This window comes from Lacipirellula sp. (assembly GCF_965279485.1).
Lineage (GTDB): Bacteria > Planctomycetota > Planctomycetia > Pirellulales > Lacipirellulaceae > Lacipirellula.
Genome location: NZ_CBDIIC010000001.1, coordinates 97,128 through 109,598, shown reverse-complemented (window position 1 = coordinate 109,598; position 12,471 = coordinate 97,128). Strand labels below are relative to the sequence as shown.

Annotated in this window: 9 protein-coding genes; 2 read left to right on the top strand and 7 right to left on the bottom strand. The window is 60.7% G+C overall.

What is annotated here, in order from left to right:
- Positions 1–11: 11 nt before the first annotated feature.
- From ACQY7R_RS00425 to ACQY7R_RS00405, 5 genes are all read right to left on the bottom strand, one after another.
- On the bottom strand, positions 12–635 hold the full coding sequence (locus ACQY7R_RS00425; RefSeq protein WP_428303627.1) for a hypothetical protein: 624 nt from the start codon (positions 633–635) through the stop codon (positions 12–14).
- A gap of 82 nt (positions 636–717) precedes the next feature.
- Complete coding sequence (locus tag ACQY7R_RS00420) at positions 718–1,812, bottom strand: DUF1559 domain-containing protein (RefSeq protein ID WP_428303626.1); 1,095 nt, start codon at positions 1,810–1,812, stop codon at positions 718–720.
- A 138-nt stretch (positions 1,813–1,950) separates the two neighbouring features.
- Positions 1,951–3,261 (bottom strand): hypothetical protein, encoded by a 1,311-nt coding sequence (locus tag ACQY7R_RS00415; protein ID WP_428303625.1) that lies wholly within the window; start codon positions 3,259–3,261, stop codon positions 1,951–1,953.
- A 248-nt stretch (positions 3,262–3,509) separates the two neighbouring features.
- Complete coding sequence (locus tag ACQY7R_RS00410) at positions 3,510–4,517, bottom strand: PEP-CTERM sorting domain-containing protein (protein ID WP_428303624.1); 1,008 nt, start codon at positions 4,515–4,517, stop codon at positions 3,510–3,512.
- A 420-nt stretch (positions 4,518–4,937) separates the two neighbouring features.
- Positions 4,938–5,861, bottom strand: coding sequence for a dihydrodipicolinate synthase family protein (locus ACQY7R_RS00405; RefSeq protein WP_428303623.1), 924 nt, complete (start codon positions 5,859–5,861; stop codon positions 4,938–4,940).
- A 265-nt stretch (positions 5,862–6,126) separates the two neighbouring features.
- Between ACQY7R_RS00405 and ACQY7R_RS00400 the strand changes: the two genes are divergently transcribed.
- Both ACQY7R_RS00400 and ACQY7R_RS00395 read left to right on the top strand, forming a co-directional pair.
- Positions 6,127–7,455, top strand: coding sequence for a PQQ-binding-like beta-propeller repeat protein (locus tag ACQY7R_RS00400; protein WP_428303622.1), 1,329 nt, complete (start codon positions 6,127–6,129; stop codon positions 7,453–7,455).
- Between the two features lie 63 nt (positions 7,456–7,518).
- On the top strand, positions 7,519–8,628 hold the full coding sequence (locus tag ACQY7R_RS00395; RefSeq protein WP_428303621.1) for a DUF6786 family protein: 1,110 nt from the start codon (positions 7,519–7,521) through the stop codon (positions 8,626–8,628).
- Positions 8,629–8,779: 151 nt separating this feature from the next.
- Here ACQY7R_RS00395 and ACQY7R_RS00390 read toward each other — a convergent pair whose 3' ends face one another.
- Positions 8,780–10,273: a dihydrolipoamide acetyltransferase family protein gene (locus ACQY7R_RS00390; protein WP_428303620.1), complete on the bottom strand. Its 1,494-nt coding sequence runs from the start codon at positions 10,271–10,273 to the stop codon at positions 8,780–8,782.
- 101 nt (positions 10,274–10,374) lie between these two features.
- Entirely contained in the window at positions 10,375–12,387 is a 2,013-nt protein-coding gene (locus ACQY7R_RS00385; RefSeq protein WP_428303619.1) for an alpha-ketoacid dehydrogenase subunit alpha/beta, read from the bottom strand.
- Positions 12,388–12,471 lie beyond the last annotated feature (84 nt).

Here is a 12,471-nt window from a genome sequence, read left to right as displayed (position 1 = left end):
GAAATACAGCGCTACTTCGAGGACAGCGAAAGCACCGGCGGATCGTTTGGGTTGAGGCTGGGACTGACTTCGAATCCGAGTTCAGTGTGTTCGTTGTACTTCGCTGGAATTTGCCTGCTGGGGTGCGTGATCTTAGCGCGATACAAGCCACAAAACATTCCGTAGGGGATTTTTCCAAGACGCTCCGGCAGCAGCGACGGGCCGCAGTCTCCAGCGGCTCCTACATCCGAGACGCCTTCCCCGAGATCCACGCCCAGAAATGGCTCAGGTTCGAAAACAACTTTCGCGCCCATGAGGGGGCGTCCATCCATCTTCACGAGACAACGAACCGGGAAGACCATGGGCGCCTTCGCGTACCACGACGCAATTTGCCCCTCGATTTCAGCGGCGTCGATGCGACCATCGGTATTGGCGTCGTATTTTTCGAAGACAGCCAACAGCGATGGAGTTGCGACCGCTTCCTCCTTCGAGATTGCTTCGTCGCCGTCTTTATCAGCCAGTTCGATAGCGCCTGCCGCCGCGGTCCCTGGATTGACGGTGGGAATCGAAATCTGCGTAGGGCCCGCCTGACACCCTAAGCAGAGTGCGAAAGCCGAAGTCCACGCCGGCAGTCCCAGCTTACCGAACACTCTCATTCCATCCTTCCTTCAATTCGCAGGGCCGCTCATCAATGACGCCGGCATCGCCTTAAGGCGTCACTCTGATCTACTGAATCGGTTACTGACATACGCTCCCGATTACGCCCGCAGAAGCGCCGCCGCCTCCCAACTCAGACAGCGAGACGGCCTGCCCGTCATCCCGATTACCCAGACAACGATGAACCTCCGGAGAAACATCAAAGCTGATGAACTGTACCGAGCTGTCGCACATCGCGAACATAGTTCCGCCGGCGTGCGCGCTGCCGAAGATTTCGTTGTAAGTAGCAGCCTGAGCATTATCTTGTAGCGGCGTGCTCACTAAGGGAGGGCTGATATTCGGTCTGTACATTGTCGTCCGAAGCGTATCGTCTTGACCGCCCGAGTAGAGCGACCAGTCGTTTCCGCCGTCAGTGTAGTCTTCGTAACTGAGAGGATTGATGTATTTCTCTCCGACGGCGTAGGTGTTTGAGGTACCATCTGGCATTTGGGCGATCGTCACTTCGCTCCGCATGAACACGACGCCGGTGATTTGATCAGTACGCGGCCATGGGAACGTTCTCCCAGCGACAATGTTTCCGGGAAGCGGAGGGTCGAACATGTAAACGATGGCTCCGCATTCAGGTTTGTTCTTGTCTTTGAAATTGTTGTCGCCGTAGTTCGCGGCATAATCCGATTTGGCCACCGCCATGTCGGTCGCGAAGTCAGCGTTAGACGGTCCGCAGCAAGCCGGGGCGATCACATTTCGGCCGCGCGTCGGGCACATAAACTCCGGCACCGGAGTTTGCATCATCCGCGCGTTAGACGTTTTCTTCGTGCCGTTCGTCGCGCCGTTGGTCACCTTCACACCCTTGCCGATGTCGTGGAGGCTCGCTAACTCCATGTAAGGAAGCACGCTATAAGCCCATCCACCTGGTTGGCCGGCGCCGAAGCCTTCATCAGGGTCGCCCACGAAGGAGAACCCCCACCCGCCGGAAGGAAAGAACTTCTGCGAATCGTGATGATTCTGAAACGCGATCCCAATTTGCTTCAAGCGATTCATGCATTGCGTCCGCCGAGCCGCTTCGCGGGCGGCCTGAACGGCCGGCAGGAGAAGCGCCACGAGCACGCCGATAATGGCAATGACGACCAACAATTCCACGAGGGTGAAACCCGCGCGCTTTCCTAGCTTCTTCATCTCTGCGCTCCGTAAAGAAGGCTTCGAACCGCCCGTTGAAGCCAACTGAAGACAACTGTTCTGACAAGAATTCCTACGAGACCGCCAAAGCAGCAAGCGGCAGGTTGCCAATCCGACAACCTGCCGCTGCTCCGTCGCTTATGCACGCCGCCGACGCTCCCAAGCCAGCATCGAAACAGCGCTGATCAACAGCAGAGCCGAAGCCGGTTCAGGTACCGCAGACGCCGCCGCTACCCCGGCTCCGCTGCCCATGGCTCGCTGCCAGAACAGGAAGTCGGCGCCATCGATCACGCCGTCGCCAGTGCCGTCGGCGTTAGGAGCCGCCGGCAAGGCTTGGCCGTACTGAGTCTTCCACACCGCCAGATCGTCGCCGTTGACGCTGCCGTCGCCGTTGTAGTCGCCGGCGACGTTGCTCACGCCAGGAGTGAAATACTTCTGGCTCAGGTAAGCGCTGACGTCGCTGTACTCCTGAGGGGTCAGCTTCTTCGCGAAGATGATGAGTTCAGCGATATTGCCGCCAAACGTTTCGCCTTCGCCGCAGCAGGCTTGCGAATGACCGCCGATGCCGAAGGCTTCTGGAGTCGAAGCGTTGCGGCCATTGATAATGTTATTCGGCACGCCATCCTGCCGCTGCGTTCCCATTTCCGTCAACGTTTGATTGGGAAGCTGCCCCTGGGCGTCGAAGAATTGCAAAGTATCAACGTCTGTCGCACCTGGATTGTCGGTGATGACCATCGAGCTCACGTGCCAGACCTGTTCGGTCGGCTTGGCGATGCTTTGGTACAAAACCGGTCCGTCGTAGCTGACGAACGTGTTGTAGCCGTTGTTCGGCGAGTTATTGATCCCGAACATGTACACCGAGCTCGACGTGCCGCGCTTCCCGTAGACCACCTGCGTGCCGAGGATCGGCCCGCCGCCAGCATTGAGCGACGTCGTGACGAACGGGTTGTAGACGATGAACGTCGTGAGGCTGCTGCCGTCGCCAATGTCGAGCGGATCGAAAGCGGTGGGATTCCCAGCGGTTTTCAGGTTGTTCGTCTGATAGAGACGATCGGTCGAACCGGTTCCGTCGACGGCCGGATTGCCCAGCTGACTCGGCGGTCCATCGCGATCGAAGCGGACCGTCGGCGTCATGTTGCCGGCAATGTTCACCAATTCGAAGTGGGGATGCTCTTCGACCGGGTCGCCGATGTTCGGCCCATTCGGATTAGTCGTGGCGCGAGGCGCCATGATGGTGCCGTAGCTCGACTTGTCAGTCCAGCTGGTAATAGGATCGCCCGTTTGATATCCCGCAGCGGCGAGCGTGCTCGCATCCAGCCAGAGGCGCAACGCCGGGTCCGTCGTGTTGAGCACGGCGGGGGGAGTCGGTTGAGCGAAGGCAGCGACCGTGAACAGCAGGGCCAACGATTGGCCGAGTAGGATGCTGCTTAAATACCTGCGACGAGTCATGAGTTGTCTTCCTTCCTCGTAAGAATAGAGCGATCGAAAGCGCTAGATCCGCTACGTTGACGCCGCGGGAAGCCTCCCCAAGACTTCCCGCCGGCGGCGAACGGAATCGCGAGTGTTCTGACTTACTGCCCTGGTCCAGCCGCCCTCGCGACGGCGCCGAATCAATCAATCGAAGAGTCAAAAATTTTCGTGAAAAGTCGTATCTTTCATCATCGTTAGGAAAGTCCCTCCGATCCACACTCCCGCGACTATTTGCCAGCCGCCAAACGGCGCCGGATGAGCGCCACGCCGCCCATACCAGTTAACACCGCCAGTGCCGAAGCGGGTTCCGGCACAGCCAGATATTTGTCAGACAAATAAGCGTAAACTTGCTCCGTCTCCGCCGGCGTCAGCACGCGAGCGTAGATGATGATCTCCGCGATGTTGCCCGCGAACGTTTCGCCTTCGCCGCAACAATTCTGTGCGTGGCCGCCGATGCCAAACGGTTCGAGCGAACCGGCCGGCTCTTCGTTGATGCCATCGTTCCGGTCAGCAATCACGCCGCCGTTCGTCGCCACTGGCAGGTTCGTCAGCGGGGCCGACGCATCTTCCGTGGAGTTCGAGCGGAACGTCACCGCGTCAAACGGAGACTGCTCGGTCAGGGCGTATTCCAGAACATTCCACTTGCCCGCCGGGATCGTCGCTTGAGTTTGGTAGCCCACGTACGCGTCGTAGCTAACGTGGTTGAGGCGCCCCACCGGATTGATGCCGACTTCCATCAGCGATGCATCGTTCCCGCGCAGAGCCCACACGGCTTGAGCTCCCAAGGCGCCGCTTGTCGTGATATTCGGTTTGAACACCGTGAAGCTTGTCATCGACGTGCCGTCAACGATTGCCAACGGATTGCTGCCAGGCGCCAGGTTGCTAGTCTGAAAGAGACGATCGGTATTGCCCGACCGGTCGACGCCCGGGTCGCCCGACGGCAGCGCGCCATTGCGTTCGAACTTCACCGTCGGGAAGGTCCGCCCGTTCACCGTGACTGTTTGCAGATGCGGCTGCTCTTCAACGGGAGTCGTACCGTCCCATCTCACTGTGCGAGGCGCGAACGTCGTGCCGTAGCTTGACGAATCAACCCACTGCGTGATCGGCGCGTCTTCGGCAACTTGCAGCGAATCTGCCTTGAGCCATAGACGCAAATCACCGGCTGGAAGCTGAGCGTGCGACTCGGCTGCCCCGAGAAGCGCCGCAACGGCGACTGCCGACAAAAATCTTTTCATGAGACGAACTCCAAGAAGCGTGACAAGAGATGAAAGAGATTGCCTGGGTGACCTACTCTGATCCGGCTGGTCGACAGGTCGGCCAGCGGCCCGTCCGCACTCACCCCGCTGCCCCCAGCAAGCGCACTACTGCTTTGGAGAGAAGCGGAAAATCAGGCCGCTAACCCGACCCGACGAACACGAAAACTGAAAAGGAACGAAGTTGAAGAGAGACGCAATCTGCAACCGTCTAATTATCTTACAAATCGCTGTTTTGTAATATAATTACTTACGCCATTTAGGTCAATGCGCCGCTCGTGTTTATTTATTCCGAAATCATCCGAACCACGCCGCCAGAAGCACTCCGCTTTTGCTGCGCAAATCAGCCACGAAAATGTCTGTTTGCGATTCACTTGTTGCGGCCTAAATGGTTGACGAACGCTACGATTTGACACGGTAATCAAGCTCGGCGAGCATCTTGCTGATTTCTTTCCGGTAGTTCTCCTGCAGCGGCAAAATCGGCGGCTGCGGGTCGCCCACCGGCGGTCCAATCATGTTGAGCACCGCCTTCATCACGCTGAACCAATGGGCGCCTTCGCCCTTGGACAGATAGCTGCTGAACTGAATCCGCATCAGCGGGCCTAGCTTCTTCCAGATCGCCCGCGCTGCCGGCAAATCGCCGTCGATCGCGATCGCCGTGTAAAGCTGCTGAGCCGCACGCGGGACCATGCTCGGGATGCCCGAAATCCAGCCGTGCGCCCCGTGGCACAGACCTTCGAACGCGACGGTGTCGAGACCCGCGTAGACGAACAGATCGCCGCCGGTCGCCTGCAGCAATTGGCAAATGCGATCGGGCTCTGGGTTCGACATCTTTACGCCGCCAATCGCCTTTTCCTCGAAGAGCTTGGCGAGGTGATCGGTCGTGAAGTCGACGCAAGTCAGCGGTACGTTGTGATACAGCACCACCGGAATGGACACTGCTTCGGCGATCCGCCGATAGTGCGTCATCGCCTGCGACGGCGTCGGCGCCATGTAGTAGGGCGGTACGATCAGCAGGGAATCGGCGCCTGCACGCTCGGCATGCTTCGACAGTTCGATCGTATGTTGAGTAGAGTAAGCATGCGTCCCGGCGACGACTGGCACGCGGCCATTGTTCGCCTCGAGCGCCGCCTCAAGGACGCGCTTGCGATCTTCGATTTCCATCACGGGAAACTCGCCCGAGCTTCCTAGCGGCGAGATTGCGTTCGCCCCTTCGCTGATAATCCAATCGACGTGAGCCGGCAGCAATGACAGGTCGAGTTCGCCGTGAGAATTGAACGGCGTAATCGTCGAAGCACAGACGCCGCGAAACAATGGCTTAGGCATATTCACGCACTTATCGTGTGAGGTGATTGATTCGCTCAGCGGCCAGACGCCGCGTGCGACTAGGTTGGAAAAGGAAGCGGAACAATCAGGTTCAAGACGAGAAACAAGGGCTTGCGACCCCCTTCTATTTGTATGACAATTATGAACGCCGGACAAGCGATTCGCAAGACAATGCGCATAAAATCTTTCTTCACGCGCATCGCTCGGAAGGGCGATGTCGCTTGTCGACGGCGTCTCATCTCTTTCTTCTCCGTAAGCATTAGCAATGTTTCAACTCCTTCACTTTCGCGCGGATCGCCTCCTTGCGATCGTCTTGTGTCTCGCATCCGCTTCGAGCGCCGCGGAGTGGCCCGAATTTCGCGGCCCGACCGGCCAGGGAGTTGCCAGCGACGCCAAGCCGCCCATCGAGTGGGCGCCTGACAAAAACGTCACGTGGCGCACGCCGATTCCCGGTAGCGGTTGGTCGTCGCCAATCGTTGCGGGAGACCGCATCTACGTGACGACTGCTGTTCAAGAGCAGGCGGGCGGCGGCGGGCCCGACGTCAACAACAACGAACCAGTCGGCAGCAACTCAACGGCGAGTGCGTTGAGCCTGCGACTACTCGCGCTCGATGCGCAGTCGGGGCAGATTCTGTGGGATCGCGAGATCTTTCACTACGACGCCGGCAGCTATCCGTCGGGGCATGCGAAGAACACCTTCGCGAGCCCGACCCCGCTCGCAGAAGGCGATCGCATTTATGCTCACTTCGGGCCGTTGGGAACCGCCGCCGTTGACGTCAACGGCAACATTCTGTGGGAGAACAAATCCATCACGTATGACGCGCGCCACGGCGGGGCAGGGTCGCCGGTCGTCGTTGGCGATACAATAGTCTTCAATTGCGATGGCGTGGAAAACCCGTTTATCGTCGGGCTCGACAAGACGACCGGCAAGGAACTCTGGCGGACGCCGCGTCAGCCGATGGAGCCCGAACGATTCGCCTTCTCGACGCCGCTAACTGTCCCTTCGTCAACCACCGCCAGCGGCGTCCAACTGGTCAGCCCAGCCAGCCACATGATTGGCAGCTACGATCCAGCGGATGGCCGCGAATTGTGGCACGTCTACTTCGATCGACGGTGGTCGACGGCGTCGCGTCCGGTTTACACCGCGGGCATGGTGCTCGCCTGCAATGGCGGCGAGTCACCGCCGGAACTGCTCGCCATCCGTCCAGACGGCGAAGGGAATGTCTCGGAAACGCACGTCGTCTGGCGTCACGATAATTTCGCCCCGCTGACGTCGTCCGTCGTTGTCGCGGATGGCCACATTTACATGGTCAGCGACGCGGGAATCGCAGCCTGCACCGATGCGGCGACGGGTAAAGTCGTGTGGAAGAAACGGCTTGGCGGAAATTTCTCCGCGTCGCCGATCTACGCCGCCGGACGCATCTACTTTCCAAGCGACAACGGGACCTGCTACGTGATCGCCGCCAAGCCGCGATACGAACTGCTGGCGAAGAATAGCCTAGAAGAACCGACACTGGCCTCGTTCGCCGTCACCGGCGACGCGCTCATCATTCGCACGAGCGATGCCGTCTACCGTATCGAAGCAGCCCGTTAGTCGCCGTTCGCGTTATCCGAGAATCTGTACTGTTGACCGCCCCCGTCGTAAGGTTCGTTTGCTATGCCCGAAACGATCGCACGAGATCTTCGCACCCTGGCCGCCGCCCCTCCCAAGCAGCAGTTGATCGAATCATTGGAACGCGCGAGCCGCCCTCCGCTCACGCTCACGGGGCCGTCCGGCGAGACAGTGCTCGTTCTGCCGCACGGCGGAAGAGTACTGGGACTTTACTCGAACGCTAGCTCGAAGAACTTCTTGTGGACGAGCGCCGCGATCTCCAGCCCGGAACTCGCACGCGAACACTTTGGCTCCGATCGCTGGTGCAACAGCGGCGGCGATCGCACCTGGCTGGGCCCTGAAATCGATTTCTTCTACCCGCATTATCCCGACACGAGCCGACAGTATTTTCAGCCGCGGCAGCTCGATCCGGGCCGGTGGGTCGCGTCGCGCACGCCGACGCGAATGATCGTGGAGAACTCGCTGGCGATTCACTCGTTCCGACGCGGCTGGACGCAGTCCATTCGCATCCGCAAAACGGTCAGCATGATCGCCAACCCGCTCGCCGACTGTGGAGTTGGATTGGCGGGCGAACTCGAGTTCGCGGGTTACCAACTGCATACGTCGCTCGAACTGTTGGACCCGCTCGCCGACAACGTTGAAATCGGAATTTGGAACTTGCTGCAGCTTCCCGGCGGCGGCGAAATGGTCGTCCCGACCTACGGGCCAACGACTCCCGTGGTTTACTTCGGCGACATCCCGCAGGGCGACGTGCGCACGGAACCCCGCTGCGTCCGCTACCGGATGTCGGCCCCCAACGAACAAAAGATCGGCCTTGACGCCATCGCCACTACCGGACGCGCCGGCTATGTGCGCGAGGATGACGAAGACAGCACCGTAGCATCGCTCGTCGTGCGCAACTTTCAGAACAACCTGATCGGCCCGTACGTCGATGTGCCGCTACACACCCCTGAGCGTGGCGGCCATGCCTTCCAGGCGTGCAATATCGACGCCGACTACCTCGGCCACTTCGCGGAGCTTGAATATCACGCCCCGGCGATCGGCGGCCCCACGGGGCAATCTCGCAGCGACGACGTGAGCCAAGTCTTCGCGTACCGCGGACCGCGGGAGATCATTGCGCAAGCTGCCCAAGCGCTGCTCGGCGTCACGATCTAGAACGCACCCTGCATTCGCCGGATCTCCCCTAGCCCCGGGCTCCGCCCGGGGGTGGGCTGCCATTCCGCTTGGCGACGTCGTGCGATGTAGTGGCCGACCCCCGGGCGGAGCCCGGGGCTAGAAGCGCTGCGACGATCTCGCGAGCTGAAGTCTAACCAAGCAGCCACGCCAGCGGATTCTCGATGACGTCGCACAGCGAAGTGAGGAATGCCGCCGCGGGCGCCCCGTCGACCACGCGGTGATCGAACGTCAGGCTGAGGTTGACTACGTCGGCGACCACGAGCTGCCGCTGCTTCGCAACCGGCTGCTCGGAGATTCTGCCGATGCCAAGGATCGCCGTTTGCGGCGGATTGAGAATCGGCGTGAACGCCTCCACTCGATAGCCGCCGAGGCTGCTGACGGTAAAGGCGCCGCCGCGCATCTGGTCGGCGACAAGCCGTTGCGTGCGAGCAAGTTCAATCAGATTAGCGAAGCTGGCAGACAGCTCTCGCAGCGACAACCGCGGAACATCGCGGATCACAGGGGTCATCAAGCCATTAGGCGTCGCCACCGCCACCGCGATGTTCACGCCCTCAGCTTTGACGAGGCGCTCGTTGACCCACTGGTCGAGCAGTGCCGGATGCTTTTCTAGTGCGGCGGCGCAGAGCTTCACGAACAGTTCCGTATAGCTCGGCGGATTGACGCCCCGCTCGACGCTCGTCCGCTTGCATTCGTCGCGGAAGCGAACGAGTTCCGAGGCGTCGGCGCGAGCAGTCAGCGTCACCGGCGCCGTCTCGTGCGACGCGGCCATCATCCGCTGCGCGATCACGCGGCGGATTTGAGTGATTGGCTCGCCGATCGCGCCTTGACCGGCCGGCACGGCCGAAACTTTCGCCGCTGGTTTGCTCGAAGCGTTGGCGGCAATCGCGCGCACGTCTTGTTCGCGAATGCGACCGTTCCGGCCGGAACCGACCGCGTCAGCAGGATCGACATTCAGTTCGTTAGCGACGCGCTTCGCTCGCGGCGTCACGGCGACATCGCCGCTAACCGCTGCTCTGGCTACCGACGCCGCCGCTGGCTTTGCCGACGGCTGAGCAGCAAGCCGCATCAGTTCGGAGGCTGACAGCGGCGACGGATCGTCGCGATCGCACTTTTGCAGATCGATTCCCAACTCTCTCGCCAGCCGCCGAACAGAAGGGCTAGCGACTGGGGCGGTCGAGGCGCTCGTCTTTTCGGGAACAGCCGCCTGTGGAGGCTGAACTGCCGGAGCCGCGGCGACGTGCGAACCATTGCCGTTTTGGGCGGGAGCGCCGTTTGTTTTCTTCTCGGCGGCTTTCGCGCCGTTGCCGTTCGTCGTAGCGGGAGCTGCCTGAACAGGTTGAGCCGCAGGGGCCTTGGGCGCCGCCGCCTTCCCGCCCCGCGGCTCCAGGTGTGCCAGCACTTGGCCAACCTTGACGATGTCTCCAGATTGCGGACCGTCCGGACCAATTCGTAACACGCCGGCGTCGAACGACTCGACCACTTGCGTCGCCTTGTCACCCTCTAACTCGTAGAGACCGTCCCCCTCGCGCACCATCTCGCCTTCCTCCTTCAGCCAACGGCAGAAGGAGCCCTCTTCCATCGACCAGCCAAGGCGTGGAACGGTGACTTCAATCGAACTAGCCATCTTGCGGTACGCTTTCACTCAGAGAAGAGACGCGATGCCGTGAGGCTTGCGCCCCTCGAACAATCATTACAACTTAGTAGGCGGCAGACGCTTGTTGCGTTTTACTCTGCCATCAACTCTTCAATCGCTGCAACGATGTCGTCCACCTGCGGAATATTATTGTTCTCAAGCACCGGCGAATACGGAGTCGGCGCTTGTTTGCCGTTCAGACGCTTGATCGGCGCGTCGAGGTCGTCGAAGCCGCGGTCGGAAACTTGAGCGGCGATCTCGGCGCCAAGGCCGTACGGGCCGAACGACTCGTCGACGACGAGCAACCGGCCGGTTTTCGCCACGGAAGCAAGAATCGTATCGACGTCGAGCGGCGCAATCGTGCGCGGATCGATCAGTTCCACCGAAACGCCCTTCGCGGCCAACTGCTCCGCCGCCACAGCAGCTTTGTGCACCATCTGAGCCAGCGAGACGACAGTCACGTCGGTCCCTTCGCGAACAATCGCGGCCTGGCCGAACGGGATGCGATAGTCTTGCTCGGGAACCGCACACTTGATCGTCAGCAACTCGCGATGCTCAAGGAATAGTACCGGATCGTCGCCGGCCAGCGCTTCCGCAAACAACCCCTTGGCGTCGTAAGCGTTCGACGGCACCACGACCTTCAAACCGGGAAAGTGCCCGTAGGTCGTGTAGTAGCTGCCGGAGTGATGCGTCGCGGCCGAGTGCCCGGCGCCGATGCAGCCGCGCAGAACGACCGGCATCTTGATGCGGCCGTTCGACATGTACTGCACTTTGGCAATCTGATTGATGATCTCGCCAGCGGCGTCGAGGATGAAGTCGGCGAACATGAAGTCAATTACCGGGCGACTGCCCGACATCGCGGCGCCGCAAGCGAGGCCGATGAATCCGCGTTCGGAAATCGGCGTGTCGCAAATCCGCTCGGCGCCGAAGAGCTTGTAGAGCCCGTCGGTGGTTTTGAAGCTGCCGCCACGTTCGCCCACCCCTTCACCCATCACGAACATGAGATCATGACGCTGCAGAGCGAAGCGAAGCGCATCGACCGTCGCTTCGACGAACGATTTTTCGCTCGTCGCGTCGGCAGGGGAGGGGAGGGGCAGCGAAGACTCGCGCGGCTCCGCAAACACGTGCGTCGCCGAGTCCTCGGCTTCGGGGTAGTCGGCCTCGATCGCATTCGCATGCGCTTGGGCGACTTCGTCAGCGATTTCGTCCTCGATTTCATCCAGCCAAGTACCGGTCACGCCCTCTTCGTCGCCGAACGCCTCGAGAATCGCCTCGCGGCATCGCACGATCGGGCATTTCGACTTCCAATCTTCGACCTCGTCGCGCGTCCGATAGGTAAAGTCGGTCATCCCCTCGGAGTGAGCGCGCGTCCGATACGTTTTGCATTCGATGAGCGTCGGCCCCTCGCCGCGGCGAGCCCGCGTCACCGCGATTTGCGCGGCGCTGTAAACCGCGAGCAAATCGTTGCCGTCGACCTCGATCGCCGGAATCCCGTACGCTGCGCCGCGATTGGCGACATGCGGGTTGCCGGCCGAGTAGCTGAAGGGAACTTCGGTGGCGTACTGGTTGTTCTCGCATACGAACAACACGGGCAACTTGTAGATGCTGGCGAGATTCAGGCCTTCGTGAAACGCACCGTTGTTGACGGCGCCGTCGCCGAAGAACGCGGCGGAGACCGAGCTCTCTTTGGTGAGCTTGAAGGTATACCCGGCGCCGGCCGCCTGCAGGATGCACGGCGCGACGATGCCGCTCGTCCCCATCATGCCGATCTCTGGCGAGAACAAATGCATGCTCCCGCCTCGGCCGCGCGAACAGCCGGTCACGCGGCCGTACAGTTCGGCAATGAGATCTTCCGCCGGCATCCCCTTGGCCATCGCATGGCCATGGCCGCGATGCGTGCTGAACACCATGTCGCGGGAACTAAAGTGCGCCAGCACACCCACCGCGACGGCCTCTTGCCCCACATAGGTGTGGCAGGCGCCGTGAACGTCGCCGCGTTGATGCGATTTAGCCAACTGCAATTCGGTCTTACGAATCAGCAGCATGCGTCGATAGAGGTCGATCCAAGTCGCTTTATCGACGTTTGGCGCGGTAACCGTTGCCATGGGGTCTTCTCGCAAATGCTCGGCGCAGGCAATGCGCCGTTGTTCCGTAAGTTCAAATTGTATTCTGTTCACTCGCGCAGTCGT